This window comes from Kitasatospora sp. NPDC059088 (genome assembly GCF_042738155.1).
GTDB lineage: Bacteria > Actinomycetota > Actinomycetes > Streptomycetales > Streptomycetaceae > Kitasatospora.
On the sequence record NZ_JBHYGR010000059.1, the window covers coordinates 26,717 to 53,059 of the forward strand.

The following is a 26,343-nucleotide window of genomic DNA, read 5'->3' on the forward strand; positions in this document are numbered from 1 at the left end:
CGGCTCAGGCGGGCCCGGTCCGCCGCGCGGTGCGCCCGGACACCTGCACCAGGTCGACCACCCCGGTGGCCGGGTCGCGGTGGAACCACCCGCCCGGCTCGGGCCGGCCGGTGTCGGGCGCGATCAGGTCGTAGCGCAGGTCGGCGTAGCAGCGCAGCGGGAGCGGCAGGTCGCCGTCCACGGAGAGGGTGAGCCCTCCGTCGTGCGCCGCCTCGACGCGGTACCGGATCCCGCCGTTGCGGTAGTCGCCCGCGCACTCCGGCAGTTCGGCCGGGACACCCCGGGGCTCCTGCTCCCCCGCGGCCACCGGGGCGATCGCGGCGGGCACCGCGATTCCGGTCAACTCGGCCAGTTCTGCCGCGAGTTCCCGCCAGAGTGCGGTGGCGCTGCCCGCGTTGCCGGTGAAGGCGACCACCGTCCCGCCGTCCGGTTCGGCCCGCAGGTGGCAGGAGGTGCCCATGGCGTTGCCGTCGTGGCCGCACCAGAGCCGCCCGTCCTTCCGGTAGAGCGCCAGGCCCGCGCCCCAGCCGTCCGCGAGCGCGCCCGGGCGGGCCCCGGGCTGGGGGCGGCGCAGTTCGTCGGCGACGTCCGCGGGCAGTGCCTTGGCCCGGCCGATCGCGGCGGCGCCGAACGCGGCCAGGTCGGCGGCGCTCAGCAGCAGCGCCCCGGCGGGCGCCTCCACCGGGGCCAGGTTCTGCCGGACCGGCCGGACCCGGCCGGTCGCGGCGTTGAAGGCGTGCCCGGCGGCGAGCGGGCGCCCCGCCGCGGCCGGGCCGGCCGGCAGCGGACCGAGGAAGGCGGGCACGGTGTCCAGCGGTTCCAGCAGCAGGGTCGCGACGGCCTCCGGCCAGGGCATCCCGGTCACCGTCTCCACCAGGCGCCCGGCGGCGACGTAGCCGGCGTTGGAGTAGGAGAAGCCCGTCCCGGGCGGGAACAGCGCGTCCCGGGCGGTGCAGACCTCGGCCAGGTAGTGCGCCGCGGTGCTCCGGGCGGCCGTGTCGGAGTCCGGCCCGGTGGGCAGTCCGCCGGTGTGGCCGAGGAGTTGACGGATCGTCACCTCGCGGAGCGGGCGGAACTCGGGGAGGTGCGCGGCGACCCGGTCGTCGAGGTCGAGGTCCCCGTCGTCGGCGAGCAGCACCACCAGGGCCGCGGTGTACGGCTTGGTGAGCGACCCGACCGGTACGGCGGTGTCCCCGGTGAGCGGCGCGCCGGTGGCGGCGTCGGCCACGCCGGTGTGCAGGGCGACGACCTCCGCCCCGGTGTCCAGGACCAGTTGGGCCCCGGGCACCCGGTGGCGGCGCGCGAGCGTGTCGAGCCGGTGCTGCAACTCGCGCCGCAGCAGCTGCGGAACGCGCTCGCGGACCGGCGCGGAAACGGGGTACGGCATGGGCGGTGGCTCCCGTTGACTGGTTCTCGGGTGCGGACGCGACGGCGCGCCCGTGAAGGAATTACGGATTGCCGAGGAACGCTCTGCCGGATTCACGGCCGGCGGCGCAGCGCAGCGCGAAGTACCGCGCGCACAACGCGATCGACCGAACGCCGTCCGGCAGCAACCGGCCCGACACGAACGGGAATGGAGGCGCCTCCCGGCGCGGCACGGCGCGACGACGGCGCACACGGGGCGCTCCGGGCCACGACGGCGCGCGGCGGCCGGACGGCACGAATACGACCCGTTTTTCCCGCTACGCGGAAAGCCCCGCGCGGCCGAATACCCGGCCCGGGCCGACGGGACCGGACTGGCACCCCGGACACTCCGGCCTGCGGGCCCGTCGGCCCGCACCCCGCAGGGTCGCCCCACCCGGCATCGCAATCCCCCCTGCGCCCCTCCCCCGCGACCACCGTGCGGAACCCTCTCCGCAACGGCCCCGGGAGACAGCGCAATCCTTGACGGACCGAACGTTCGAAAGACGAACGCGGAACAGTCTTCACGGCGGATCACCCGCTCGCAACCCCTTCCGATTGAACGGAAAGCAATTCTCATGGGAAACGGACCGACGAAATCCCTGGTGTGGCTCCCGACCACGGACGGAACACCTGATGACGCCTGTGAATTGGTTGGCCGAAACCGTGGCCGTCGGATCCCGACGGGCCGGAACCAGATTTTCACCGACACCGCAGAGTGGCCACAATGACGCTCGGGACGGCTGTGCGGAAATGCGACGGAGGATATCGGGGGTGAAAGGGGAGGGCCCGTGGTTCGGACGTGCCGCGCGGTGTTCCCGGAGCCGGCGGCGCACCGTGGTGCGCCGTACCGGGGGACTCGCGTTCCGCAACGGCGCACGGCGGCTCGGGACGGCTCACGGGGATCAGCGGCGCACGGGGCCCGAGCCGCGGGGGGGGGGGGGGGGGCCGCCCCCCCCCGGGCCGCCCCCCCCCCCCCCCCCCCCCCCCCGCCCCGGCCCCCCCAAGCCCCCCCCGGCGGGGGGGGGGGGGGGCGGCCCCCGGGGGGGCGGGGGCCCGGGGGCCCCCCCCCCCGCGCCGCTCGGCGGCGCACGACCCGCGATGTCACGACCCCCGATGCCACGACCCCCGATGTCACGTTCCGCCGCGCTGCCCGGTCCATCCGGTACCTGCACGACGAAGAACGAAGGGAGCGTCCTCACCATGAAGGCCGTCATCGTGTGTGTCTCGGTGTCCCACGGCAACACCCGCCGGATCGCCGAGGCGATCGCCCGGCCGCTGGCCGCGCCGGTGGTCGCACCGGAGGAGCTGGACCCGGCCGATCTCACCGGCTACGACCTGGTCGGGTTCGGCTCGGGCGTCTTCACCGGCCGCCTCCACCCGCACCTGCGGCGCTTCGTGAGCACCGTTCCGTCCGCCGCCCCGTCCGCCGAACACCCCTGCCGGGCCTTCGTGTTCGCCACCAGCGGCCTGCCCGAACCCGGCTTCCGCCCCTTCACCCGGCCGACGGAGCGCGCCCTGGCGGTGAAGGGCTTCCGGATCGTCGACGGCTTCACGGCCCGCGGCCACGACACCTGGCTCCCGTTCCGCCTGGTCGGCGGGATCAACAAGCACCGCCCCGACAGCCGCGACCTCGCGGCCGCCCACACCTTCGCCGAGCGCCTGCGGAGCGCGACCACGCCGACGTCCTGAGCCCGACGTCCCGAACCCCGCACCCCGGGTCCGGTGGCCGGGCCCCCTCCCGACCACCGGACCGCCTACCTGCCCCGGAGGCCCGCCACCCGGGCCCGCGCCACGCCCAGCCCCGGATCCCCTCCGCCACCGTCCCCACGCCGGGTGAGCACCACCAACAGCACCAACTGCACCACCGCACCGACCCCCTGGCCGACCCACACCCCGTCCACCCCCCACCAGTGCGACAGCACCACCGCCGCCCCCACCTGCCCACCCAGCCCGCACACCGCCGACACCACCAACGCCCGCCCGGCCCCGGTCGCCTGGTGGTAGCCGCCGAGGGCGACCGCCGGGGCGTACGGCAGCAGGTAGAGGGCCGTCAGGTGGAGGAACCCCGTGGCCTGGGCGGCCACCGCCGGGTCGTCGGTGAACAGCGCGGTGAGCGGGCCGGCCGCGCCCGCCGCCAGCAGCGCCGCCGCGGCGCCCAGCCCGACGGCGAGCCGGGCGGTGGCGCTCCGTAGGTCGCGCAGCGGCTCGGGCACGCCGGCCCCGGCGAGGTGGGCGGCCCGGAGGGCGGCGGCCTGGCGCAGCGCGTAGAAGGCCATGGTGAGCAGGAGCAGCAGCCGGTAGCCGATGCCGTACCCGGCCACCGCCGCCACCCCGAAGCCCGCGACCAGGGCGAGTTGGGCCGTGCCGACGGCCATCCGGGCGGTGAAGTCCAGTCCGAACGGCGCACCGGCCCGCAGGATGCCGACGGCCGCCGGGCCGACGCCCCGGACCGGCCCGCCGGCCCGGGGCCGCAGGCGCAGGGTGACGGCGAGGGCGATCGCCCGGGAGACGGTCAGGGCGAGCGCCGCGCCGGTCACGCCGAGGGCGGGCAGCGGGCCGGCGCCGAGGATCAGCAGCGGGTCGAGGACCAGCAGCAGGGCGTTGGAGAGCAGCGCGATCCGCATCGGGGTGCGGGTGTCGCCGGCGCCCTTGAAGAGTTCGTCGGCGACCCGCTGGGCGAAGAAGAGCCCGAAGGCCGGGAAGGCGACGGTGAGGTATTCGGCGGCCCTGACGGCGGCCTCGCCGTCGAGGAAGGCCTCCGCGATCCGGCCCCGGAGCAGGAAGCCGGGGGCGGCGAGGGCGAGGGTGCCGAGCGCGCAGAGCCGCCAGGCGGCGCGGGTGATCCGCCCGGCCCCGTCCCGGTCCCCGGCGCCGAGGGCCCGGGCGAGCCGGACGCTGACGCCGGAGGACACCACCAGGACGAGTCCGAGCAGCAGGTTCTCCAGGGTTCCGGCCAGGGTGACGGCGGCGACGGCGGCCCCGCCGAGCCCGGCCACCCAGAGCGTCCCGATCACCGTGGCGACCACTCCGGACAGCAGTTCCGCGTAGACCGGTCCGGCCAACAAGGCCAGCCGGACGGACTGTTCACGCACGGGTTCCCCCATCGTCGCGCCACCCGCACCGGAGCGGGCGACTGCCTCGAATGGATATACATCGAATCGAGGCACCTCGACAAGAGGTAGCATCATCCGCGGTACGGGGCGCATCATGGGGCGCACTCCGACGAAAGGGCTCCGACCGTGCTGACCCTCGCGATCCTCGGCTTCCTGTACGACCAGCCCCTGCACGGCTACGAACTCAAGTCCCGGATCACCGGGCTGGCCGGTCACGTCCGTCCGGTCAGCGACGGCGCGCTCTACCCCGCGATCACCCGGCTGGAGAAGGCCGCCCTGCTGCACCGCCGCACCGAACCCGGCAGCGGCGCCGCACCGCGCCAGACCCTGGAACTCTCCCCGGAGGGCCGGGTGGAGCTGCTGCGGCGACTGGCCGACCCCGAACAGGCCGAGATCACCGACCAGATCCGCTTCTTCACCCTCGCCGCCTTCCTCCACCACCTGGCCGACCCGGACCGGCAGGCCGCCGTGCTCCGGCGCCGACTGGACTTCCTGGAGGCGCCGAGCAGCTTCTTCTACGACGGGGACGGCCGACCGGTCACCGCCGAGCGGGAGCCGAACCCGTTCCGGCGCGGCATGCTGCTGGTCGCCCGGGCCTCCGGCGCCGCCGAGCGCGCCTGGCTGACCGAGACCATCGCCGGGCTGGAGGGCGCCGCGGGCGCCGCCGGTCCGCGGTGACCCCCTGACAGCGCCTCACCGCGAACCGGTGGCGCCCGAACCGCCCGGGCGCCCCAAGGGGCGCGGACCAGCGGCCCGAACGGCACGTCGAACGGCCCCGCCCCGGCGCGGAACCACGCCCTCCGAACCCGCCCCGGGGCAGCCCGGGCGTGGCTATGATGGCCTGCCTCACGACCACGGCGACCCTCCGCCGGCGTGATCCACCACCGCGCCCCGCCCGCCCCCTGGAGGCAGCCGTGCCCAGTGAAGAGACCGCAGCCACCGGCCCCGCCCCGCTCCGGCGGGACGACATCCCGGGCTGGTTCTTCGGCCTGGACCGGGCCGCGTTCTCCCATCTGCTGTCCGCCCAGACGGCCGCCGGGGTCAGCGGGGACATCCTGGAGCTGGGCAGCTACCTCGGCCGCAGCGCCGTCCTGCTCGGGGACCACCTCCGGCCGGGCGAGCGGCTGACCGTCTGCGACCTCTTCGACTCCGAGGCCTCCGACGCGGAGAACGCCGCCGAGATGTCCATGTCCTACCGCAAGACCCTCACCCGCAGCGCCTTCGAGTCCAACTACCTCGCCTTCCACGCCGAGTTGCCCGAGATCGTCCAGGCCCCCACCTCGGTGCTGGCCGACGGCCGGATCCCGGCGGGCAGCTGCCGCTTCGTCCACGTCGACGCCTCGCACCTGTACGAGCACGTCAGCGGGGACATCCTGGTGGCCCGGGCCGCGCTCGCCGAGGACGGTCTGATCTCGCTGGACGACTACCGCTCGGAGCACACCCCGGGCGTCTCGGCCGCCGTCTGGGAGGCCGTCTTCACCGGCGGACTCCAGCCGGTGCTGCTCACCCCGATGAAGTTCTACGGCACCTGGGGGGACGCCGCCGCCGCCCGCCGGACCCTGCTGGCCCGCGACTGGCGGGCCGAGGACTACGCCGTCGACGAGGACAGCATCGCCGGCCACCAGGTCCTCCGCCTCAACTACCAGGTCAAGACGCCCGCCCAGCTCCAGCGCTCGGCCTCCCGCCGGATCGCCCTGGACCTCCTCCCCCCGGTCGCCACCCGCGCCACCCGCCGGGTCCTGCGCACCCTGCGCGAACGCCGCGCCGTGCGCCCCACCCCGAGCGCCTGACCCCACCGGAGCAGCCCCGGCCCCGGCCCCGCTCCGGCGCGATCCCGACAGATCCGACGCGCCCCCGGACACCGTCCCGGGGGCCCGCCGGAGCCCCACCAGCACCTCCGCCACCACCGCCGTCGCAGCGACCGCTGCGGCGGCGGTCCGCGTTGCGGCGCCGCTCCGCGCCGTTGAGCGGGCCGTGGCACCGCCGTCACCCGGCCGTCATCCCGGACTCGTATCGAACTCAGATCAGACCCGGAATGTTTACTTCATATGACTGACGCATTGTCGAAAATTCGTTCACTCACATGGGTGAATCTCTATTAAAGGTTTGCCCATGGACCTTTAAAGACCGCATAGTGATGGCACCTCGATTTGGTCTTGAGAAAGCCAAGTTCAGGCAAAATCCTTGCGAGTCAGGAGAGACCCATGTTCCACGCTTCCACCTCCGCGGGCCCCGGGCAGCGGCTCCGCGCGGCGATCGCGGACCAGGGCACCACGCCCCTGATCGGCGTCCACGACATGTACTCGGCCTCCATCGCGGCCGAGCACTACGACGGCATGTTCGTCTCCGGCTTCGGCTTCGCCGCCTCGTACTACGGCCTGCCGGACATCGGCTTCATCGCCTGGCCCGACATGGTCGCCTTCGTCGAACGGCTGCGCGGCGCGTTCCCCACGCACCACCTGCTGGTCGACATCGACGACGGCTACGTCGATCCCGAGGTCGCCTGCCACGTGGTGCGCCGGCTGGAGGCCATCGGCGCCTCCGGCGTGATCCTGGAGGACCAGAAGCGCCCGCGCCGCTGCGGGCACGCCGACGGCAAGCAGGTCCTCCCGCTGGAGGAGTACCTGACGAAGCTCGAACTCGTCCTCGCCGACCGCACCGACCTCCTGGTGGTCGCCCGCACCGACGCCACCGAGGAGGCGGACATCCTGCGCCGCGCCCGCGCGCTCGCCGAGACGGACGCCGACGTGGTCCTGGTGGACGGCGTGCGCAGCGAGGAGTGGATCCGCCGGATCCGCAAGGAGGTCGGCGACAAGCCCCTGCTGTTCAACCAGATCGCGGGCGGCAAGTCCCCCCGGCTGTCCCTCACCGAGCTCACCGAGCTCGGGGTGGATGTCGCGATCTACAGCACGCCGTGCCTGTTCGCGGCCCACCGGGCGATCGACGAGGCGCTCACCGGCCTCAAGAGCGCCGACGGGCGCCTGCCCTCCCAGGCCGAGCTGGCCAAGCCGGTCGGCGTGCGGGAGTCCACCGAACTGCTGGAGCGCAACATCACGCGCTCCCGGCGGCTCGCGGACGTGACGGCTTGAGCCCCGGGCCGCGCCGGCCCGCCCCGTCCTCGGCGGCCGCCGCGCTGCGGGCCACCGTCCTGGGGCTGACCGGGGCGTGCGCCCTGCTCGCGGTCGGCGCGGCCCCGGCCGCCGCGGGCGGCAGCCTGATCACGGTCGTCGACAACTCGCACGCCGACTCCTGGCTGGAGGTCGACCGCACGGCCAACCTCCAACAGGGCGGCGGCTCGGCGGGCAGCGACCACGACGGCGCCGGGTCCCTGGTCGGGGGCCTGGCCGGAAGCCTGACCGGGGGCCCGGCCGGCAGCCCGGTCGGCGGCGGAGCCGGGCCGTGACGGCCCGCGCCCGACGCCCGTCGTGGTGGCGCAGGTTCGACCCGTACCTGCTGGCGCTGGCGGGCACGGTGGGCCTGGCCGCGCTGTTCCCGGCCTCCGGCGCCGGGGCCCGGTTCGCCGCGACGGCCTGCGACCTCGCCGTGGCCCTGCTGTTCTTCCTCTACGGCGCCCGGCTGTCCACCCGGGAGACCTTGGCCGGGCTGCGCCACCTGAGACTGCACGGCCTGGTGCTCGCCGCCACCTTCGGTCTCTTCCCGCTGCTCGGCCTGGCCACCGCGCTGCTGACGCCGGTTCCGCTGACCGAACAGCTGCAGGCCGGGGTGCTGTTCCTCTGCCTGGTGCCGTCCACGGTGCAGTCCTCGGTGGCGCTGACCGGCGCCGCCGGGGGCGACGTCCCGGCGGCGATCTGCGCGGGGACGTACTCCAGCCTGGCCGGGCTGCTGCTCACCCCGCTGCTGGTCGCCGGACTGCTCGGCTCGCACGCCGGGCTGTCGGCGGACGGGCTGCTGCGGATCGGGCTCCAGCTGCTGGCGCCGTTCCTGCTGGGGCAGGTGTTGCGGCCGTGGATCGGCGGCCTGGTGGCCCGTCACAAGCGGCTGCTGACCCCGGTGGACCGCGGCTCGATCCTGCTGGTCGTCTACACGGCGTTCAGCGCGGCGGTGGCCCAGGGCATCTGGCACCAGGCGACGCCGTTCGCCCTGCTCGGCATGGTCGTGGTGCTGCTGGCCCTGCTCGCCGCCACCCTGGCGGCGACCGGGCTCGGGGCGCGCGGGCTGGGGCTGGACCGCCCGGCCGCGATCGCGGCGATGCTGTGCGGTTCGCAGAAGAGCCTGGCCAACGGGCTGCCGATGGCCACCGTGCTGTTCGGGTCGGAGGCGGGGGTGATGGTGCTGCCGCTGATGGCCTACCACCAGCTCCAACTGGTGGTCGGCACCGTCCTGGCCGGGCGCTGGGCCGCCCGGGCACCCGAGCCGGCCGCGACCGGCGGGCAGCCCGCGGCCGAACTCAGCCCGGCGGGCGGGCCGCCAGCGCACGGCTGATCCCCCGGCGGAGCCGGCTGGAGGCACCGGGCAGGTGCCCCAGCCGGCTCAGCCGTTCCTCCGTCACCCCCGGCCGCCGGGCCAGCAGCAGCACCGCGGCGTACGGCCGCTCGCCCTCCCGCAGCCGCTCGGCCACCAGCTCGACCACCCCGTCCAGGGCCTCGCCGGTGAGCTCTGGGCGGGCGGCTAACAACCGCAGCAGGCAGTTGTCGTCCCAACTGTCGTGCCGCCGGGGTGCGAGGGCGACCAGCACATCGACGGGCGCAGCGGAGTTACGGGCGATCTCGTGCCAGACGAAGGAGTACTCGCACCGGGCCAGCACGCGCAGCACCCCGGGCTGGGCGGTCCGTCGGGCCAGCCGCAGGTAGGCCCCGGGCTCGTGCAGGTGGTCGAGCGCCTCGAAGTCGCTCAGCCCGTCGATCTCGTGGGTGTCGTCCATGTCGGACGCGAGACTAGCGGGGCCCGTCCTCCTCGGCGACGCGGTTTCACTCCGGAGAGGGGCGCGCCGTCACCGGACGTAGTAGGCGCGGTGGTGGGCGGCCACCGGCGCGGACTGGTAGGTCCAGACACCGGCCGCCGGGGCCTCGCCGATCAGCTGGGCGAGGTCGCGGGCGGCCTCCTCGGCCGGGTTGCCGAGGTCGAGCCGGACCCGGTCGGCGGTGCGGTCGTCCAGGGCGTAGTAGCGGTACGGCTGGTGGACGTTGAGCGGTCCGGCGAGCAGTCGGCCCTCGTCGTCGGTGCCGTAGCCGGTGATCGGGGTGTTGTTCACCGGCTCGGGGGTGAGGCCGACCAGGTCGACGTCCAGGGCGAGGATCTCCTCCTGGTGGCGGCGCAGCCCCTCCGGACCGAGTTCGCCCCGGCGGCAGGAGATGCTCCACCGTTCGCGCACGGCGGCCGCGTTGAGGGAGGGCAGGGTGGTCTCGAACCAGCCGGGGTGCTTGGGTTCGGCGTACAGCCGGCGCCCGGCGTCGATGGCGAGCGGGTTGTCGCACAGCACGTGCAGCCGGGCGATGCCGAGCAGCTTGGTCTGGTCGTAACCCCGGGCGTACTGGCCGTAGTTGACCACCGGGATGCGGTCCTCGGCGAACACCGGGTGGGCGATCAGGTTGATCTCCAGCTCCTCGGTGATGCCGCCGCCGTTCGGGTACTGGGCGAAGTACAGCTGGTAGTTGAGCGAGACGCAGGCCCCGCCGTCGAAGGTCGCGGCGCTCAGCCCGGGGTGGCGCTTGTCGAGCAGCCGGCGGGCCCGTTCCGGGTCCACCAGGTAGTCGACGCCGATGTTGTGCAGCGCGCCGTAGTGGAAGGGCAGGTGGTACGGCTCCGGGACGGGCGGCAGCGGCAGGCCGGTCATGAGGGCTCCGAGAACGAGGGGGGTACGGGCGTGCGGGGCGGGGAGAGGGCGGCCGGCCGCCGCAGCTCCAGCAGGTCCTGGTGCATCCGCTCGGCGCTGCGCAGCGCGAGGGCGGCCATGGTGAGCGAGGGGTTGGAGGTGCCGAGCGAGGGCATCGAGCCGCAGCCGACGGCGTACAGGTTGGGGTGGTCCCAGCAGCGCTGCCACTGGTCGACCACGGAGTTGCCGGGGGAATCGCCCATCAGGTGGGTGCCGCCGGCGTGGCCGGCTCCCCGGTAGCCGTGGACGGCGCCGCGGTGCTCCAGCCGGCCGGGCCAGCCCGCGCCCGGGTAGGCGGTGTGGTCCTCGGCGCCCAGCAGGGCGAAGAGCTGGTCGGAGACGGCCCGGGCGGAGGCCATGCCCTCGCGGACGTAGCCGTCCAGGTCGTAGTGGATCGCGGGGGCGGGCAGGCCGAGCGGGTCGCGCCGCTGCGGGTCGAGGGTGACCCGGTTGGCCGGGTCGGCGGGCTGCTCCAGTTCGAACTGGAGCGAGAACTGCCGCCCGAGCCGGTCACCGAGGCGTTCGCGCAGCTCCTTGCCGCGCAGCCCGGCGGCGAGCAGCGCGGCGGCCTCGGTCGCCGGGTCGCCGCCGGCCCAGGACCAGCCCCAGTTGCCGATCTCGATCCGGAACGGCGCCCGGTGCCGGCGGGCCCCGCCGAAGCGGAAGGCCTCCAGTCCGCTGGTGGAGCCGGGCCCCCGGTAGGGGCCGACCTGGCCGGGCATCAGCCCCCAGGTGAGCAGCGCGGGGTGGTCCATCAGGTTCCGGCCGACCTGGTCGCTGCGGTTGGCCAGGCCGGACAGCAGCAGCAGCCGGGCGTTCTCGATCGCGTGCGCGGCGATCACCACCAGGTCGGCGGTCACCCGGTGCGCCGTGCCGCCGGCCAGGTACTCGACCCCGGTGGCCCGTCCGGTCCCCGGGTCGGCGAGCACCCGGCTGACCACGGCCTCGGTGCGCAGTTCGACGGCGGGCGCCCAGCGGGCCTGGGTGCGCAGCGGGGTGTACTTGGCGCCGCCCGGGCAGGCGGGGACGCAGCTCGCGCTCCCGGCGCAGGGCGCGCCGTGGCCGGTGCCGGGCCGGGTGGGCAGGCCGTTGCGGGCGTGCGGGGTGCGGGTGACGGCGAGCCGGGCCGGGTCGGTCATGGCGGGGTCGCGCACCGTCCGGCCGTCGAGGGCGCGGGCCAGCTGCCGGTCGAGGTGGCTGGCCGGGATCGCCCGCATCGGGTAGGCGTAGCCCGCGGGGAGGGGCAGGCCGACGGCGCGGCGCTGTTCCTCGGCGTCGGCGGCGACGCCGAGTTCCTGTTCGGCGTCGCGGTAGTGGGGTTCCAGGTCGTGGTAGCCGATCGGCCAGCTGCGGCCGTGGCCGAGGTCGCCGGTGCGGAAGTCCTCGGGGTGCATGCGCGGGGTGAGGCCGGTCCAGAGCAGTCCGGTGCCGCCGTTGGCGCGCAGGTAGCCGCTGGCGTAGGGCAGCGGGCCGTACTGGCGCAGGTGCCCGTCGGCGGTGTAGCCGCCGTCCGGGTGGCCGGTGAGGTCGGTGACGTCGGGTGAGGGGGCGTCGGGGTTGTGCGGGTAGGGCGAGGTGGGCGGGCCGCCGCCGGCCGCGCGGTGGGCGGCGGAGGTCTCGGCGCTGCCCGGTGCGGGCCGGCCGGCTTCCAGGACGAGGACCCGCCATCCCCGGGCGCCGAGGCGCTGGGCGACCAGGCTGCCGGCGAAGCCGGCCCCGACCACGACGGCGTCCCAGTGGGCGCTCACTGCTGCTCACCTCCGGACGAGGTGCCGCCGAACGGGGCACTGCTGGACGGGGCACTGCTGGACACGGCACTACCGGACGGGGCGCTGCCGGACGGGGCCTCGGCCCAGCTGCCGTACCCGGGGGCGGCGGCGCCGGGCGGGCTGCCCCGGAAGGTCCGCCAGACCAGTCCGTGGTCGTGGGCGCGGGTGGAGCTCGGGGCCTCGCCGGGCCAGGCGCCGACGTACCAGAGGTGGACCAGGGCGTGCTCGTCGCGGACCCGGTGGGCCAGGGTGGTGCGGTGGTGCTCGTCGGCCATGCCGGTGGCGCGGAGTTCGGGGACGTCGAAGCCAGTGAGTTCGGCGCTGACGCGCAGGAACTCGTCGAGGTCGGCGAGTTCGTCCTCCTCGACGGGCCCCCAGGGCCCGTACGGGTCGTCGGCTGCGGTGCGATCGTCGGACACGGACACGCGGGCACCCCCGGGATCGTCGGCGGACGGCCAGGAGCGGATGGCCAAGACATGACAGGCCGCTGCCCACCGGGCACGGTCCGCCTGCTCAGCGTGATCCTCCCTCCCGGGCGGACCACCGAGGGCGGCTTGCCCGAATGTGACGCATCTTGATCAGTTCACGACCGATCACCATCCCTGCACGGCAGTTCCTGGACCGTTTCCGCTCAGCCCAGCGCGCGCACCGCCGCCAGCACGTCCAGGCCGAGCGCCGGATCCGCGTCCTCGGGCAGGTTGACGGACAGCCGGGTGACCAGCCCCGCGTACCGGCGGTGGATCTCCCGGGCGGCCTCCTCGACCGTGCCGGAGACCGCGAAGGCGTCGAACACCTCGTCGGAGACCAGCGCCGTCATCTCGGCCCAGCGCCCGCGCACCGAGTGGGTGTGCAGCTCCTCCTGCAACCCCTCCCAGCCGTGCTGCGCCAGCACCGGGCGGTAGGCCGGGGTGGAGGCGTAGAAGGCCAGCCGCTCGCGCACCCCCGCCCGGTTGGCCGCCAGCTCCTCCTCGGTCCGGCCGGTGGCGGTGAGCACATTGCCGACCGTCTCGAACGGCCGCCCGGTCCACTCCGCCCCCTCGGCCTCCGCCCGTGCCCGCGCCTCGACCAGCCCGGGCAGTACCTGCTCGGTCAGGTAGGCGGTGGAGGAGAACGGGTGCGCGAGGAAGCCGTCCGCCACCGCCCCGGCGGTGCGGGTCATCAGCGGCCCGACGCCCGCGAGCAGGATCCGGGGCACCCCGGAGGGGACAGGGTCGGGCGAGAACACCGGCGTCATCACCGTGTGGGTGTAGAACTCGCCCCGGAACCGCAGCCGTTCACCGGTCTGCCAGCTGTGCCAGATCGCCCGCACCGCGTGCACGTACTCCCGCATCCGGGCGGCCGGCCGGTCCCAGGGCATCCCGAAGCGCTTCTCGATGTGCGGCTTGACCTGCGAGCCCAGCCCGATGACGGCCCGTCCGCCGGAGGCCGCGTGCAGTCCCCAGGCCTGGTAGGCCAGCGTCATCGGGGTGCGGGCGAAGGCCACCGCGATGCCGGTGGCCAGCTCGATCGACGCGGTGCGGTCGGCCGCGCGGGCGAGCTGCAGGAACGGGTCGTACGCGGTCTCGGCGACCACCAGCCGGTCCATGCCCCGGCGTTCGGCCTGTTCGGCGGCGTCGAGGATGCCGGCCGGGTGCCCGGAGGCGGTGGCGTCGAGGCGGAGGGAGGCGGGTCGGTCCATGCGGGTGCTCCTGGTCGCGGGGCTGGGGTCCGGCTCGCGCCGTGCGGTGCCGGGCTGGTGCGGTGCCGCGCGGCGGCGGTACCCGCCCAGCCTGCCACGCCGTCACGGGCCGGCCGGTCGGCCCTCCCCGGCGAACAGCCGGTCCAGGTGCCGGTCGACGGCGGTGAGCACGGCGTCCGGCTCGACCACGCCCAGCTCCAGCAGGGTGGTGAACCCGGTCAGTGCGAGCAGCAGGTCCGTCTCCACCACCGGGTCACGGTCGGCCGCCACCGACCCGTCGGCGATCGCCTGCCGCACCACCCGCTCGACCTCCGCGCGCCCCTGCACCAGCCCGCCCCGCACCCGGGCCCGGACCTCCTCGTCGTGCAGCGCCTCCAGGACGTACGCGGCGCCCATCCGGCTGGTGACCCGCGAGTCCGGCCGCAGCGGCAGCAGTTCGACCAGCATCGCCCGCAGCACCGCGCGCGGGTGCGGCCGTTCGCCCAGCCCGGCCAGCGCCCGGGCGACCCGCAGGCCGCTCTGCTCCCCGGCGAGGTCCATCGCGAAGCCGAGCAGCTCCGCCCGGGAGGCGAAGTAGTGCTGGAGCTGCCCGAGCGAGATCCCGGCCTCCCGGGCTACCTCGCGCAGGGTCAGCTGGGTGGTGCCGCGCTGCTCCACGATCCGCCACAGCGCGCGGGCGATGGTCTCGCGGCGCTCCCGGTGGTCCACCTGCTTGGGCATGTCCCGGCACTCCTCGACGGCTCCCGCCCGGCCCGTTCCGACCGGCTTTTTCCATACGCTTGACATAATACAACTGACCGACAACGCTGGAGGCATTCCGAGGGAGGAGCGTCCCGTGCTCGTGCAGCCCGTCGCCCGCACCACCGGAGGAGCCGTCCGCGGCTTCGTGGACCGCGGCCTCGCCGCCTTCCGCGGCATCCCCTACGGCCGGCCCCCGGTCGGCCCGCTCCGCTTCGCCGCCCCCGTACCGCCCGAGCCCTGGGACGGCGTCCGCGAGGCCGTCGCGTACGGCCCCGTCGTCCCCCAGTCCGGCCCCCTCCAGGCCGAACCGACCACCGGCACCGACTGGTTGACGCTCAACGTCTGCACCCCGCACCCGGACTCGGCCGGGCTGCCGGTGCTGGTCTGGCTGCACGGCGGCGGCTTCATCTCCGGCACCGCGGGCGACCCGCTGTACGACCCGACCGAGCTGGCCCGGGCCGGCCTGGTCGTGGTGACCGTCAACTACCGGGTGGGCGCCGAGGGTTTCGCCCTCCTCGACGGCGCCCCGGCCAACCGCGCCTTCCTCGACCAGATCGCGGCCCTGGAGTGGGTGCGGCACAACATCGCCGCGTTCGGCGGCGATCCCGCCCGGGTCACCGTCGCCGGCCAGTCGGCCGGGGCCTCCTCGGTGGCCGCGCTGCTGGCCGTGCCGCGGGCCCGCGGCCTGTTCCACCGGGCGATCGCCCACTCCGTCGGCGGCAACCTCGCCACCCCCGCGCTGGCCGCCGAGATCACCGCCGCCCTGGCGGAGCGGCTCGGCACCGCCCCCACCGCGGCCGGCCTCGCCGGCATCGACCCCTGGCAGCTGGCCGAGGCCGTCACCGGGCTCGGCGCCGCCCTCCCCGGGCATCTCGCGCGCTGGGGCCGGCTCGCCCAGACCGGCGTCCCCACCGTGCCGGTGGTCGACGGCGAGCTCCTCACCGAGGAGCCCTGGACGGCACTGGCCGCCGGACGGGCCGAGGGCATCGAGCTGCTGGTCGGTCACGCCCGGGAGGAGTTCCGGCTGTTCGCCGTCCTGGCCGGCCGGCACGGCGCCTTCACCGAGGAGGACGCCCGCACCGCGCTGGCGCTGCTCGCCCCGCACCCGGGCGGCCCGGACGCCTACCGCGCCGCCTTCCCCGGCGCCACGCCCGACACCCTGGTCGGGGCCGTCTTCTCCGACGCGCTGTTCCGGATCCCCTCGCTCCACCTCGCCGAGGGCAACACGGCGGCCGGCGGCACCTCCCACCTCTTCCAACTCGCCTACCCGGCCCCGGCCCTGGGCGGGGCGTTCGGCGCCTGCCACGGCCTGGACGTCCCACTGGCCTTCGGCTCCCTGGACAGCCCGATGGGCCGACACTTCCTCGGCGACCCGCCCGCCCCGGAGGCCGTCGCGGTCTCCCGGGAGCTCCAGCAGGCCTGGGTCCGCTTCGTCGGCACCGGCGACCCGGGCTGGGCCGCCCACGAGCCGGAGCAGCAGCTCACCCGGGTCCTCAGCGCCCGTTCGGAGACCGTCCGCTACCCGGACCAGGCCTCCCGCGGCATCTGGGCGCAGGGCGGTCCGACCCGCTTCGACCTGGTCTGACGCTCCCCCGGCCCGGGCGGGGTCCTCCCCCCGCCCGTATGGACGTTCAGCGCCCGACCGAGGCCAGGTACCCGGCGGTCAGCTCGGGCGTGGCCAGCCAGGCGGCGTGGTCGCTCGGCTCGGCGTAGGTGTTGGCCAGCCGACGGGCGACCTCCGGGTGCTCCGCCGCGGCCGCGAAGACGCCCTGGAGGTGGTCCGGCATGGTCAGCAGGGCCGTGGTGAAGTCGACGGCGTGGCGGGCGTGCCGCTGCCAGAACCCTTCGGCGGTGCGGCACATCCAGTCCGCGGTGAACGGGGCGTCGCCGTGCTCGCGGATCGCCCGCCGGTACGCCTGCGCCGCGCGGGCGGCGCCGTTGGCGCCCTGGCCGGTGATCGGGTCGTTGACCACCGCCGCGTCGCCCACGCCCAGCACGTGCACGGCGTCGACGCCCGAGCCCAGTTCGGCCACCGGCCGGCGGACGGTCGGGGTGACCGCACCCGACAGCCCGGCCCCGGCGTCGGTGGGTTCGGCCTCCCGCCACAGCTCCGCCTCCCAGGGCAGGTGCTCGGCCAGCAGGGCGCGGATCCGGTCGAGGTGGACGTCGGGCGCGGGCCCGTCGCCGAACACGTCCAGCGGGCCGCCGGGCAGCGCCTCCCAGAGCAGGATGTCGCACGGGCCGGCCAGGGTCAGGGCCGGCTGGAGGTAGAGCTCGCCCAGGCCGGGCAGGGCGTGCATCCGGGCCCTGGGCCCGGCGGCCGGGTCGGGCGCCCCGACGCCGTGCGCGTAGAGGCAGGACAGGGCGCGCTGCGGCCGGTCGAACGGCGAGCGACGGGGGTCGCGCTGGAAGATCCCGGCGAGCTCGCCGCGCCCGGTCGCGACCACGGTCAGCTGGTGCCGGCGGGCCAGTTCGTGCAGTCCGGCGCGGTCCAGGGAGCGGTACTCGACCAGGCCTCCGCGCTCGGCGAACAGCTCCAGCCAGCGGGACAGTTTGATCCGCTGGTCGACGGACCGGGCCGGCTCGTCGAGGGTCATGGTGAACTCCAGCGCGCGGACGCCCGGCGGCACCACCAGCGCCGCGTCCACCGAGTGCACCGCCGGGGCCTCGGCCGCCCACAGGTCCAGCCCGGCCGCCGCCTCGATCCGCAGCGCCGGGCCGAACATCGCCTGGGTGGACAGCACCCGCCCGTCCCGCAGCTGGTCCGGGGTGCGCTCGGCGACCAGCGTCACCTCGCAGCCGTCGGCCAGCAGCCCGAGCGCGAGCTGGAGGCCGGCCTGGCCCGCTCCGACGACGGCGATCCGGCGCATGCGGCAGCCTCCCGGGCTCTGTCGACGATCCGTTGACGATCCGTTGACGGTCCATCAACCAGGCACAGTAGTCGAGCCGCCGGGCCACCGGCAGGGGCCGGACGCGACGGAACCCCGAGCCCTCTCCCGGGCCGCTCCGACCGTCGAACCCGTTCGCATAGTCATGCACTGAGATAACTCATTGACCACGCCGAAATGTTTGATGTATTCAGTTCTCCGCAAATCTATTCACCGACTCCGGGTTCGAGGCCGCCCACCGCGCCCCGCGCCGGGCCCACTCGGAGAGGGATCGATCCACCATGCAGCCCGTCGCACCCCGCGGCTTCCGCGCCGTCACGACCAACATGGGCCTCAAGGACGTCGAGGACGACTTCGCGGCCGTCGTCTCCGAAGTCCCCTGCCGGTCGGCCGCGGTGTTCACCCGCTCCCGCTTCGCCGGCCCCAGCGTCCTGCTCAGCCGCGGGGCGGCCGCCCTCGGGGCCTGTCGCGGGATGGTCGTGCTGTCCCGCAACGCCAACGTCGCCACCGGGCGCACCGGGGCGGACAACGCCGCCGAGGTGCGCGACCGGGTCGCCGGGATCGTCGGGATCCCCCCGGAGGAACTCGTCATCGCCTCCACCGGCGTGATCGGTCGCCCGTACCCCATGGACGGCATCCGCGCCGGGCTCTCCGCCCTGAACTGGCCCTTCCCGGCGGCCGATTACACCGCGGCGGCCAAGGCCATCATGACCACGGACACCCGCCACAAGGAGGTCCGGGTCCGCTGCGGCGACGCCGTCCTGGTCGGCATCGCCAAGGGCGTCGGCATGATCGAACCCGACATGGCGACCCTGCTGACCTTCTTCTTCACCGACGCCGACCTTCCCGCCGACCGGCTCGACACCCTGTTCCGGCGCGTCATGGACCGGACCTTCAACGCGCTCAGCATCGACACCGACACCTCCACCAGCGACACCGCGGCGCTCTTCGCCAACGGACTGGCCGGCCCGGTCGACCCGGCCGCCTTCGAACAGGCCCTGGACGAGTGCGCGTTGCACCTCGTACGGGAGATCGCCTCGGACGGCGAGGGCGCGTCCAAGCTGATCGAGGTCCGGGTGACCGGTGCCCGTGACGCCGCCCAGGCGAAGCGCGTCGGCAAGAGCGTGGTCAACTCCCCGCTGGTCAAGGCCGCCGTGCACGGGGCCGACCCGAACTGGGGCCGCATCACCATGGCCGTCGGCAAGCTCCGGGACGAGACCGACATCGACCCGGCCGCCGTCCGGATCGGCTTCGACGAGCTCCCGATGTACCCGGAGGAGCCGGGCGAGGCCCTGCTCGACCAGGCCCGCCGCTACCTCGGCGGCGACGAGGTGGTGATCCGGATCGACCTGGGCATCGCCGACGGCGCCTTCACCGTCTACGGCTGCGACCTCACCGAGGAGTACGTCCGGCTCAACTCCGCCTACACCACCTGACGCCCCGGCCCGGCCCCGCTCCCCCTCGGGACGGGGCCGGAACCAGGGCCGGGACAGGAACGCGACGTACCGTCAGCCCCGCAGGTGCGCGGTGAGCAGCCGCACCACGGCGTCGATCTGCTCCGCCAGGTAGAAGTGCCCGCCCGGGAAGACCCGCAGGCTGAACCCCCCGGTGGTGTGCCGCTCCCACTGGGCGACCTGCTCCACCGTGGCGTTGGCGTCGCTCTCCCCCACCAGGGCGGTGATCGGCTGCGGGACGACGGCGTCCGGCGCGGCGAGGTAGGTCTCGATGGCGGTGTAGTCGGCCCGCAGCGCCGGGAGGATCAGCTCGCGCAGGGCCGGCACGTCGAGGATCCGCTCGTCCGTACCGCCGAGCCGGACGATCTCCTCCAGCATGCCGTCGTCCGACCTCAGGTGCACCGCGCTGTCCCGGGGCAGCGACGGCGCGCGGCCGGCCGAGACGAACAGCCGCTCCGGCCCGGCCAGGCCGTCCCGGGCGAAGCGGCGGGTGACCTCGAAGGCGACCGCCGCGCCCATGCTGTGCCCGAAGAACACGACCGGGCGGTCCATCCAGCCGCGCAGCTCCTGGTAGACCTGCTCGGCGAGTTCCGGCACCGAGTCGATCGTCGGCTCCGCGTAGCGGTTCTGCCGGCCCGGGTACTGGACGGCCAGCACGTCGGCGTACGGCGCCAGCGCGTTGGTGTAGTCCATGTAGTAGCTGGCCGATCCGCCGGCGTGCGGGAAGATCACGATCCGGGCGGGAGCGAAGTCGGACGGGTTGAACCGGCGGAACCACGGGTTGTCGACGGCTGCGCTGCTGGGCATGCGGGGTGTGACCTCTCTCCGTGACGGACTCTGCTCACCCCAGTCTCGCAGTGCACCCGCGCCACCGGGGGCGGTTACGGTGGGCGACCCGGATTCCGGCGCTCCGGACACCGCGCCGACACCTGCCCGTCCTCACCAGTCCTCGTCCTCCTCCGACCAGTCTCCCCTGGGGTCCACGGCCGCGTCCGGTTCGGTCACCCAGCCCGCCGCCAGCACCAGCCGGGAGAGCCGGTGGACGGCGAGGAAGCCGAACGGGCCGCCGAACTCCACGCTGACGTGGCGCTGCAGGAACGGCGGCCGCGACACGGCCGCGGCGCCGCCCGCCATGATCCCGATCGCCGTCACCGCGGAAGCCCGGAACCCGCGGGCGCCGAAGGTCGCGGTGGCCTTCTGGCGCGCGCTGTCGGCGAACAGCGGCAGCCCGCCGACCTGGAGGCCGGGCAGCCGGTCCTCCGTCGCGGACGGGGTGCTGAGCGTCGTCAGCCCGAAGAGTTCCTTGCGGGCCAGCAGATCGTGCTCGGCCGCCACGGTGAACTGCGGGACGCCCACGGTCAGCAGGTCCTCCGGCTCGTACCGCGCCAGCGCCCCGACCGAGAGCCCGGGGCCGGTGGTGCCGACCGGCAACCGGTCGGCGGTGGTGCGGCGGTGGCGCTGCGAGAGCGACCCGATCCCGGCGGCCAGCACGCTGCCGGGATCGGCCGTCGGCTCGCCGAGCAGCAGGTGCACGGTGATGTCGCCGTACCCCAGCACCTGGAACTCGGTGACCGGGCCCGCGGGCGTCTCCAGCAGGGCTGCACGGTCCAGCAGGCGCGTCGCCCCGGTCAGGTAGCGGACGGGCCGGCCCCAGTCGTCCGTGTGGTTCCCGCCGATTCCCCCCAAGTCCTGGAACGGCCGGATCCAGTCCGTCCGCAGGGTGAGCGCCGAGGCCAGCACCAGCCGGCTGTCCGGGTTCAACCCGACCGGCATCTCGTCGATCGCTCCGTCGGTCTGCTCGCTCGCCCAGGCGTCCAGCAGCTTCTTGTCCTGCTCCGTGTCACCGCTCAACCGCCCGACCAGGTCCGCCGGGACGGAGGCCCGCCACTCCGGGCGCAGCCGCAGCCGGTCGTCGGTCCAGACCCCCAGCGCGGAGCGCACCGCGGGGATGTCCCGCAACAGGCCGAGCAGTTCGCGGGCCCGCTCGGCGGCGGCCGCGACCGGCACCCCGAGCGCCTGCGCCAACTCGCCTTGGACGGGGGCGCTTCCGGCCGGGGCCAGCAGCCCGAGCAGCGGCCAGACGCCGGCCGGCATCAGGACGGACCCCTGCCGCAGACCGGCCTCCCCGACCCAGCGCTCCCCCAACGCGTTCGCGGCCCGTACGGCCTCGGCCCTGCTCATCTGCTCCCCCGTGCTCGCTGGTTCCGGTGCGCGCAGACTCTAGGACCGTCGCACCGGGCAGGGCCAGCGGTTTTCCCGGCCGGGGCTCTCCGGTCAGGACTCCCGGTCAGAACTCCCGGTCAGGACTCCCGGCCCAGGTACCGCGCGCGGGTCAGTTCGTGGACCCGGACGGCGTTGCCGTTGCCGGGGACGGTGGTCTCCCGCTCGACCCGCAGACCGAGCTTGGCCATCACCCGCTCGGAGGCGGTGTTGCCGATCTGGGCGATGCTGACGACCCGCTCCAACCCGCAGTCCTCGAAGCCGAACCGCAGCGCCGCCGTCGCCGCCTCGGTGGCGATGCCCCGGCCCCAGAACGACCGGCCGAGCCGCCAGCCGATCTCGACGGCGGGCAGCACCTCGGGCAGGAACAGCGGCACCGCCAGGCCGGCGAACCCGGCGAGTTCACCGGTCTCGCGCAGCTCCACCGCGAACAGGCCGAAACCCTCGTCCTCCCAGGCCCGTTCCCACCGCTCGACCGCCGCCCGGCTCAGCTCCGGGCCGAGGACGCGCCGGTCGCCGATCCAGCGCATCACCTCGGGGTCCGCGTGCACCTCGGCCATCACCGGCACGTCGCTCTCGCGCCAGCGCCGCAGGAGCAGCCGGGAGGTCTCGATCGTCACCATCCGCCCATCATCCCCCCGTTCGTCCCCGCCACCGGGCCGGGGTCAGGCCCGTCGCACCGCCAGCACGGCCGAACTGCCGGGCGTGGTCAGCACTTCGCTCGCCGCCAGCGCCGGATGCGTCAGGTAGTGCAGGCGCAGCCGGTCGACCTCGCCGCCGTAGCGGGGCGGCCAGTGCGGCGAGGGCGTGAAGTCGTCCATCAGCAGCAGGCCGCCGGGGGCGAGCAGGTCGACCACGCGGTCGGGGTCGTCGCGCTTGCCGCCGCCGTCGCAGAAGAACACGTCGAACGGCGCGTGTTCCGCCAGCAGCCGCCAGTCCCCGTGCAGCACCCGCACCCGTTCGTCCCCCGTGAACAGCGCCGCGGCCTCCCGGGCCAGTCGCCCGTCCCGCTCGACCGTGACCAGCCGCCCGCCCGGCCCGAGCCCGCTGCGCAGCCAGGCCGTACCGACGCCCGCACCCGTGCCGCTCTCGGCGACCCTACCGCCCGGCTTGGCCGCCGCGGCGAACGCCAGCAGCCGGCCGACCTCCCGGGTGCAGCTCTTCCCGAACCCCAGCCGGGCGGCGCCCCGCTCGGCCGCCAACACCCGCTCGGGAACGCCCCGTTCCCCGTCGTCCGCCATCCGCCACCCCTTCACCGGTTCCGGGCCATCATGCCGTCCGCCCCGAAGGCGACCGTCTCCGCCCTCGACCGGGAGACGGCGTCCAGCAGCAGGACGGAGGCCGCCTCCGGGATCGGCGGCGGTCCGCCGGACCGGGTGTGCCGGGTGAACGCCGCCGACAGCCGTGCCAGGCCCTGGTGGTGCCGGGCGAACATCCGGGCGGAGGCGTGCCGTCCGCGGGCCCGCTGGCCGTCGAGGGCGGTGGCGGCGCCGACGTCGAGCAGCACCAGGTGCAGTTCGCGGCCCTGCCGGCCGGCCTCCCGGGCGAGCCAGCGTCGCATCCAGGCGCGGCTGCCGCAGTCGTGCACCAGCAGCGGTCCACCGCGCCGCACCGAGCTCCGCAGCAGCCGGACGTGCTCCAGTCGCGCCCACGGCCGGTAGACGGCGTACGGCAGGCGCGCGGGCATCACCGCCTCGCAGGCCTCGTGCACCGTCCGCGGGTCCACCGTCGCGGCCCCGCCGCCGGCCGACCAGCGGCGCAGCAGCGTGCTCTTGCCGGCCCCGGGCAGGCCCGAGACCACCACCACGGCCCCGGCCGGGTACTCCACGACGAACCGCTCCCCGGCCGCACCCCGCAGGTCCAGCACCCCACGCGGCGCCAGCACCGCCGCCCCCGTCATCTCCGCCGTCCCCGTCGTCCCCGACTCGCCGCTGTCCACCGCTCCCCTGTTCCCTGTCCGATCGACCGCCGACCCTAACAAGCCGGGCGCCCGCACCGTCGTACGGAGCGGGCCCCACCCACCGGGCACCCGTGGTGGTGCCGCGCCCTAGACTGACGCCTCGTCAGACGGCGGAAGGGTGGGCATGACAGAGGCCGGCGGGACGTACACCGGGCTGGTGCTGGACGGACTCGCGCGGGATCCGGGGCGGACGGCCCTGTCCCGCGGCACCACGGCGCTGACCGCCCGGGAGTGCCTGGACGCGGTGTTCCGGACGGCCCGCGCGCTGGACCGGGCCGGGCTCGGGCGCGGGGACGGCGTCACCGTGCTCGCCGGGAACACCCCGGAGGCGGTGCTGGTCCGGCTGGCGGCCAACCTGCTGGGCTGCCGGGTGGCGATGCCCGGCCCGGACCTCCCGGTCGCCGACGTGGTGGCGCTGGCCGGGTTCGCCGAGACCGCGGCGCTGGTCTTCGACCCCCTCCGGTACGCCGCGGCGGCCGGGGCGGTGGCCCGGGCGCTGCCCGCCGCGGGGGTGTTCGCCCTCGGCCCGACGACCTCCGGCACGGACCTCGTCGAGCTCGCCGCGGCCTGCTCCGCCGCCCCGCTGGAGCCGCGCTGCCGCCCCGAGGACGTGATGGCGATCCGGTTCACCAGTGGCACCACCGGCCGGCCGAAGGGCGTGCTGCGCCGCTTCGCCCGTCCGTCCCGGCCCGCGCTGCTGTCCGGGGCGTCCTTCCTGCTCTGCACCCCGCTCGCGCACGGCGGCGGCACGAGTGCGGACCTCGCCCTGGCGGCCGGGGGCACGGTGGTGCTGCAGGAGGGCTTCGCGGCCGAGGAGGTGCTCGCGGCCGTGGAGCGGCACCGGGTGTCCCGGGTGTACCTGCCGCCGCACCTGCTCTACCGGCTGCTGGACCACCCGTTGCTGGCCGGGACGGACACCGGCAGCCTGCGCCGGGTCGGCTACACCGGCTGTCCGCCCTCGCCGCGCCGGCTGGCGGAGGCGACCCGGCGGCTGGGCCGGGTGCTGCACCAGACGTACAGCCTGACGGAGTGCGGGCCGGTCTCCCGGCTGAGTCCGGACGAGCACCTGGACCCGAGGCTGCTGAGCACCGCCGGGCGCCCGTACCCGGACACCGGGGTGCGGATCCTGGACGAGGAGGGCGCGCCGCTGCCGCCGGGCCGGACCGGGGAGATCTGCGTCCGCACCCCGACCGCGATGGCCGGGTACTGGCGGGACCCGGAGCTGACCGCGCGGGTGCTGCGGGAGGGCTGGCTGCACACCGGGGACCTGGGCAGCCTGGACGCGGCGGGCTATCTGACGGTGGCGGGCCGACGGGACGCGATGGCCGTTGTCGAGGGGCACAATGTGTTCCCCCACCAGGTCGAGGAGCCGCTGCGCAGCCATCCGGACGTGCACGAGGCGGTGATGTTCACCAGCACCGACCCGGACCGCCTGGAGCGCGTCCACGCCGCCGTCGCGGTGGCTCCGCGCGCCCGGGTGACGGCGGACCAGCTGCGCCGCTGGGTCCGGGAGCGCGGGGACGCCCGGTGCGTCCCGGACACCGTCCTGCTGCTCCCCGCGATCCCGCTGACCGGGCTGGGCAAGCCCGACCTGCCGGCCCTGCGCACGCTGGCCGAGGAGCGGCGCGGGCGGACCGTCATCGCCACAGGGGCGCGCGAAACCATGTGACGCGCCCCTCCGGTGCTTCGAGCGCCCGCGTAGGCCACCTGTTGCGCACCAGCCGACGGGAAGAACCCCACGGTGGGCACTCGACCGTGCGGGCCGAGCTGCCGATACACCCCGGCGGCGCTCCCTCGCACCGCCCCCAGGAGGCACCCCTTGACCTGGCTACGCGTCCTGACCGCACTCGGCATCCTCGCCGCGGCGGCCGGTGCCCTGTTCCTCTTCGCCCGCTGCACCGCCCCCTCCCGGGGGGAGCGCACCGGCGGAGCCGCGCCACCCGACCTCCGGCAGGAGGCCGAGGGCAGCGGCCTCTTCCAGCGGACGGGCGGCGACGGCTGAGGAACCGCCCCCTCAGCTCCCCGCGAGGTCGTCCGGACGGACCTCGATGTGGTCGGCCGCGAGGTCGACCGCCACCCGGTGCTCCATGCCGAGCGACTCCAGGAACTTGACGGGCAGCTGGACCCGGCCGGCGCGGTCGAGCATCACGTACTCGCGCTCGCTGACCGACTCCTCGCCGTGCTCGTCCGTCACGGTGCGGCGCAGCACCTCGCTGCTGGTCCGCCCGTCCCGGATGGCCACCGTGCGGCGGACCTCGCCCGCGACCATCGGGTCGTGGGTGACGATCACGACGGTGGTGCCGAGCTCCCGGTTGACGGTGCGGAAGGACTCGAAGATCACCCCCGCGGTCTCGGAGTCCAGCTCACCGGTCGGCTCGTCGGCGAGCAGCACCGGCGGGTTGTTGGCCATCGCCACCGCGATGGCGACCCGCTGCTGCTGGCCGCCGGAGAGCTCGTTGGGGCGCCGGTGGGCGAGTTCCCCGATCTCCAGGGCCTCCATCAGCTCGGCCACCCGGGCGGCCTGCTGCTTCGGGCCGGTCCCCCCGCTCCGGCGGCCGCGCAACTGCATCGGCAGGGCGATGTTCTCGGCCGCGGTCAGGAACGGCAGCAGGTTGCGGGCCGTCTGCTGCCAGATGAAGCCGACCACCTCGCGGCGGTAGCGCAGCCGTTCCTTGGCGGACATCTCCAGCAGGTCGCAGCCCGCGACGGTGGCGGTGCCCGCGGTCGGCACGTCGAGTCCGGCGAGGATGGTCAGCAGGGTCGACTTACCGCTGCCGGAGGCACCGACCAGGCCCACCAGGTCGCCCTGCTGGATGGTCAGTTCCAGACCCTGCAGCGCCTGGACCTCGATGCCCTCGGCGCTGAAGATCCGGACCAGTCGGTCGCAGACGATGGCCGAGCCCGCTCCGTAGGCCTTGGGCGAGGCGGCGGCCAGGGCCCGCTGCCGGAGCTCCTGGAGGCTGGGGGCCTCGACCGCCGGCCGCTCCTGGGGGGTGCTCTTCACGGCTGCTCTCCTGTCTCGACGGTCCGGTCGGCCCGGTCGGTGCGGTCTGTCTGTGCGGTCCGGTCGGCGTGTGCGGCCCGGTCGGTGCGCTCGGCCCGGCCGGTGCCGATGGTCCGGCAGCTCCGAACGCCGCGGCCGGTGCCGATGGTTCCCACGGTGGCGGCGCGGGCCGCCCCTCGCGGCGTCATGCCTGTTCCCCGGCGCGGAGTTCGGTGGCGATCTGGCGTCGGCCGGCGATGAGGGTCTCCAGGACGATGCCGAGGCCGACCAGCAGGGCGA

26 protein-coding genes are annotated in these 26,343 nt (G+C 75.2%); 10 read left to right on the forward strand and 16 right to left on the reverse strand.

Features of this window, described 5'->3' with window-relative positions; genetic code table 11:
- Positions 1–4: 4 nt before the first annotated feature.
- Positions 5–1,387 (reverse strand): serine hydrolase domain-containing protein, encoded by a 1,383-nt coding sequence (locus ACFWXO_RS24995; protein ID WP_380526084.1) that lies wholly within the window; start codon positions 1,385–1,387, stop codon positions 5–7.
- A 1,217-nt stretch (positions 1,388–2,604) separates the two neighbouring features.
- Here ACFWXO_RS24995 and ACFWXO_RS25000 point away from each other — a divergent pair.
- Positions 2,605–3,093, forward strand: a complete 489-nt coding sequence (locus ACFWXO_RS25000) for a flavodoxin family protein (protein ID WP_380526086.1) — start codon at positions 2,605–2,607, stop codon at positions 3,091–3,093.
- Positions 3,094–3,158: 65 nt separating this feature from the next.
- On the opposite strand, the gene ACFWXO_RS25005 is transcribed toward ACFWXO_RS25000, so the two are convergent.
- Positions 3,159–4,496 carry an MATE family efflux transporter gene (locus ACFWXO_RS25005; RefSeq protein ID WP_380526088.1) on the reverse strand — a complete coding sequence of 446 codons (1,338 nt, stop codon included), beginning with the start codon at positions 4,494–4,496 and terminating at the stop codon, positions 3,159–3,161.
- Between the two features lie 147 nt (positions 4,497–4,643).
- Between ACFWXO_RS25005 and ACFWXO_RS25010 the strand changes: the two genes are divergently transcribed.
- From ACFWXO_RS25010 to ACFWXO_RS25030, 5 genes are all read left to right on the forward strand, one after another.
- The gene (locus ACFWXO_RS25010; RefSeq protein ID WP_380526090.1) at positions 4,644–5,195 is read left to right on the forward strand and encodes a PadR family transcriptional regulator; all 552 of its coding nucleotides are present in this window, start codon (positions 4,644–4,646) and stop codon (positions 5,193–5,195) included.
- Positions 5,196–5,431: 236 nt separating this feature from the next.
- Complete coding sequence (locus ACFWXO_RS25015) at positions 5,432–6,307, forward strand: class I SAM-dependent methyltransferase (RefSeq protein WP_380526092.1); 876 nt, start codon at positions 5,432–5,434, stop codon at positions 6,305–6,307.
- Positions 6,308–6,721: 414 nt separating this feature from the next.
- A complete protein-coding gene (locus ACFWXO_RS25020; RefSeq protein ID WP_380526094.1) occupies positions 6,722–7,606 on the forward strand; it encodes an oxaloacetate decarboxylase in 885 nt (294 codons plus the stop codon).
- Complete coding sequence (locus tag ACFWXO_RS25025) at positions 7,603–7,920, forward strand: hypothetical protein (RefSeq protein WP_380526096.1); 318 nt, start codon at positions 7,603–7,605, stop codon at positions 7,918–7,920. Before ACFWXO_RS25020 ends, ACFWXO_RS25025 begins: the two co-directional genes overlap by 4 nt.
- Entirely contained in the window at positions 7,917–8,960 is a 1,044-nt protein-coding gene (locus tag ACFWXO_RS25030; protein WP_380526098.1) for a bile acid:sodium symporter family protein, read from the forward strand. Before ACFWXO_RS25025 ends, ACFWXO_RS25030 begins: the two co-directional genes overlap by 4 nt.
- On the opposite strand, the gene ACFWXO_RS25035 is transcribed toward ACFWXO_RS25030, so the two are convergent.
- The 6 genes from ACFWXO_RS25035 to ACFWXO_RS25060 form a co-directional block, all read right to left on the reverse strand.
- On the reverse strand, positions 8,926–9,399 hold the full coding sequence (locus tag ACFWXO_RS25035) for a hypothetical protein (RefSeq protein WP_380526100.1): 474 nt from the start codon (positions 9,397–9,399) through the stop codon (positions 8,926–8,928). The genes ACFWXO_RS25030 and ACFWXO_RS25035 overlap by 35 nt on opposite strands.
- A gap of 69 nt (positions 9,400–9,468) precedes the next feature.
- A complete protein-coding gene (locus tag ACFWXO_RS25040) occupies positions 9,469–10,311 on the reverse strand; it encodes a hypothetical protein (protein WP_380526102.1) in 843 nt (280 codons plus the stop codon).
- Entirely contained in the window at positions 10,308–12,098 is a 1,791-nt protein-coding gene (locus tag ACFWXO_RS25045) for a GMC family oxidoreductase (protein WP_380526104.1), read from the reverse strand. The genes ACFWXO_RS25040 and ACFWXO_RS25045 overlap by 4 nt, the downstream gene beginning before the upstream one ends.
- Complete coding sequence (locus ACFWXO_RS25050; protein ID WP_380526106.1) at positions 12,095–12,538, reverse strand: hypothetical protein; 444 nt, start codon at positions 12,536–12,538, stop codon at positions 12,095–12,097. Before ACFWXO_RS25050 ends, ACFWXO_RS25045 begins: the two co-directional genes overlap by 4 nt.
- A gap of 212 nt (positions 12,539–12,750) precedes the next feature.
- Positions 12,751–13,797, reverse strand: coding sequence for a TIGR03617 family F420-dependent LLM class oxidoreductase (locus ACFWXO_RS25055; protein ID WP_380526108.1), 1,047 nt, complete (start codon positions 13,795–13,797; stop codon positions 12,751–12,753).
- A 102-nt stretch (positions 13,798–13,899) separates the two neighbouring features.
- Complete coding sequence (locus ACFWXO_RS25060) at positions 13,900–14,517, reverse strand: TetR/AcrR family transcriptional regulator (RefSeq protein WP_380526110.1); 618 nt, start codon at positions 14,515–14,517, stop codon at positions 13,900–13,902.
- A 115-nt stretch (positions 14,518–14,632) separates the two neighbouring features.
- Here ACFWXO_RS25060 and ACFWXO_RS25065 point away from each other — a divergent pair, with 115 nt between their 5' ends.
- Positions 14,633–16,123: a carboxylesterase/lipase family protein gene (locus tag ACFWXO_RS25065; RefSeq protein ID WP_380526111.1), complete on the forward strand. Its 1,491-nt coding sequence runs from the start codon at positions 14,633–14,635 to the stop codon at positions 16,121–16,123.
- A 46-nt stretch (positions 16,124–16,169) separates the two neighbouring features.
- Here ACFWXO_RS25065 and ACFWXO_RS25070 read toward each other — a convergent pair whose 3' ends face one another.
- The gene (locus tag ACFWXO_RS25070; protein WP_380526113.1) at positions 16,170–17,408 is read right to left on the reverse strand and encodes a styrene monooxygenase/indole monooxygenase family protein; all 1,239 of its coding nucleotides are present in this window, start codon (positions 17,406–17,408) and stop codon (positions 16,170–16,172) included.
- Positions 17,409–17,707: 299 nt separating this feature from the next.
- Here ACFWXO_RS25070 and argJ point away from each other — a divergent pair, with 299 nt between their 5' ends.
- Positions 17,708–18,862, forward strand: a complete 1,155-nt coding sequence (gene argJ / locus ACFWXO_RS25075) for a bifunctional glutamate N-acetyltransferase/amino-acid acetyltransferase ArgJ (RefSeq protein WP_380526115.1) — start codon at positions 17,708–17,710, stop codon at positions 18,860–18,862.
- Positions 18,863–18,934: 72 nt separating this feature from the next.
- Here argJ and ACFWXO_RS25080 read toward each other — a convergent pair whose 3' ends face one another.
- From ACFWXO_RS25080 to ACFWXO_RS25100, 5 genes are all read right to left on the reverse strand, one after another.
- Positions 18,935–19,687, reverse strand: a complete 753-nt coding sequence (locus tag ACFWXO_RS25080) for a thioesterase II family protein (protein ID WP_380526117.1) — start codon at positions 19,685–19,687, stop codon at positions 18,935–18,937.
- Positions 19,688–19,819: 132 nt separating this feature from the next.
- The gene (locus ACFWXO_RS25085) at positions 19,820–21,061 is read right to left on the reverse strand and encodes a serpin family protein (protein WP_380526119.1); all 1,242 of its coding nucleotides are present in this window, start codon (positions 21,059–21,061) and stop codon (positions 19,820–19,822) included.
- Between the two features lie 119 nt (positions 21,062–21,180).
- The gene (locus ACFWXO_RS25090) at positions 21,181–21,723 is read right to left on the reverse strand and encodes a GNAT family N-acetyltransferase (RefSeq protein ID WP_380526121.1); all 543 of its coding nucleotides are present in this window, start codon (positions 21,721–21,723) and stop codon (positions 21,181–21,183) included.
- Positions 21,724–21,765: 42 nt separating this feature from the next.
- Positions 21,766–22,341 (reverse strand): O-methyltransferase, encoded by a 576-nt coding sequence (locus tag ACFWXO_RS25095; RefSeq protein WP_380526123.1) that lies wholly within the window; start codon positions 22,339–22,341, stop codon positions 21,766–21,768.
- Positions 22,342–22,352: 11 nt separating this feature from the next.
- On the reverse strand, positions 22,353–23,039 hold the full coding sequence (locus tag ACFWXO_RS25100) for an AAA family ATPase (RefSeq protein ID WP_380526125.1): 687 nt from the start codon (positions 23,037–23,039) through the stop codon (positions 22,353–22,355).
- A 145-nt stretch (positions 23,040–23,184) separates the two neighbouring features.
- Here ACFWXO_RS25100 and ACFWXO_RS25105 point away from each other — a divergent pair, with 145 nt between their 5' ends.
- Both ACFWXO_RS25105 and ACFWXO_RS25110 read left to right on the forward strand, forming a co-directional pair.
- Entirely contained in the window at positions 23,185–24,729 is a 1,545-nt protein-coding gene (locus ACFWXO_RS25105) for an AMP-binding protein (protein WP_380526127.1), read from the forward strand.
- Positions 24,730–24,879: 150 nt separating this feature from the next.
- Positions 24,880–25,062 (forward strand): hypothetical protein, encoded by a 183-nt coding sequence (locus tag ACFWXO_RS25110; protein ID WP_380399440.1) that lies wholly within the window; start codon positions 24,880–24,882, stop codon positions 25,060–25,062.
- A 12-nt stretch (positions 25,063–25,074) separates the two neighbouring features.
- Here ACFWXO_RS25110 and ACFWXO_RS25115 read toward each other — a convergent pair whose 3' ends face one another.
- Both ACFWXO_RS25115 and ACFWXO_RS25120 read right to left on the reverse strand, forming a co-directional pair.
- On the reverse strand, positions 25,075–26,064 hold the full coding sequence (locus tag ACFWXO_RS25115) for an ABC transporter ATP-binding protein (protein ID WP_380526129.1): 990 nt from the start codon (positions 26,062–26,064) through the stop codon (positions 25,075–25,077).
- Positions 26,061–26,252 (reverse strand): hypothetical protein, encoded by a 192-nt coding sequence (locus ACFWXO_RS25120; RefSeq protein ID WP_380526131.1) that lies wholly within the window; start codon positions 26,250–26,252, stop codon positions 26,061–26,063. Before ACFWXO_RS25120 ends, ACFWXO_RS25115 begins: the two co-directional genes overlap by 4 nt.
- Between the last annotated feature and the right edge of the window lie 91 nt (positions 26,253–26,343).

What these genes read in the sequence shown, in the direction of transcription:
- ACFWXO_RS24995 (WP_380526084.1), bottom strand. Translation starts at nt 1,387, where the DNA reads ATGCCGTACCCCGTTTCCGCGCCGGTCCGCGAGCGCGTTCCGCAGCTG.
- ACFWXO_RS25000 (WP_380526086.1), top strand. Translation starts at nt 2,605, where the DNA reads ATGAAGGCCGTCATCGTGTGTGTCTCGGTGTCCCACGGCAACACCCGC.
- ACFWXO_RS25020 (WP_380526094.1), top strand. Translation starts at nt 6,722, where the DNA reads ATGTTCCACGCTTCCACCTCCGCGGGCCCCGGGCAGCGGCTCCGCGCG.
- ACFWXO_RS25035 (WP_380526100.1), bottom strand. Translation starts at nt 9,399, where the DNA reads ATGGACGACACCCACGAGATCGACGGGCTGAGCGACTTCGAGGCGCTC.
- ACFWXO_RS25040 (WP_380526102.1), bottom strand. Translation starts at nt 10,311, where the DNA reads ATGACCGGCCTGCCGCTGCCGCCCGTCCCGGAGCCGTACCACCTGCCC.
- ACFWXO_RS25055 (WP_380526108.1), bottom strand. Translation starts at nt 13,797, where the DNA reads ATGGACCGACCCGCCTCCCTCCGCCTCGACGCCACCGCCTCCGGGCAC.
- ACFWXO_RS25060 (WP_380526110.1), bottom strand. Translation starts at nt 14,517, where the DNA reads ATGCCCAAGCAGGTGGACCACCGGGAGCGCCGCGAGACCATCGCCCGC.
- ACFWXO_RS25070 (WP_380526113.1), bottom strand. Translation starts at nt 17,408, where the DNA reads ATGCGCCGGATCGCCGTCGTCGGAGCGGGCCAGGCCGGCCTCCAGCTC.
- argJ (WP_380526115.1), top strand. Translation starts at nt 17,708, where the DNA reads ATGCAGCCCGTCGCACCCCGCGGCTTCCGCGCCGTCACGACCAACATG.
- ACFWXO_RS25080 (WP_380526117.1), bottom strand. Translation starts at nt 19,687, where the DNA reads ATGCCCAGCAGCGCAGCCGTCGACAACCCGTGGTTCCGCCGGTTCAAC.
- ACFWXO_RS25085 (WP_380526119.1), bottom strand. Translation starts at nt 21,061, where the DNA reads ATGAGCAGGGCCGAGGCCGTACGGGCCGCGAACGCGTTGGGGGAGCGC.
- ACFWXO_RS25090 (WP_380526121.1), bottom strand. Translation starts at nt 21,723, where the DNA reads ATGGTGACGATCGAGACCTCCCGGCTGCTCCTGCGGCGCTGGCGCGAG.
- ACFWXO_RS25095 (WP_380526123.1), bottom strand. Translation starts at nt 22,341, where the DNA reads ATGGCGGACGACGGGGAACGGGGCGTTCCCGAGCGGGTGTTGGCGGCC.
- ACFWXO_RS25105 (WP_380526127.1), top strand. Translation starts at nt 23,185, where the DNA reads ATGACAGAGGCCGGCGGGACGTACACCGGGCTGGTGCTGGACGGACTC.
- ACFWXO_RS25120 (WP_380526131.1), bottom strand. Translation starts at nt 26,252, where the DNA reads ATGACGCCGCGAGGGGCGGCCCGCGCCGCCACCGTGGGAACCATCGGC.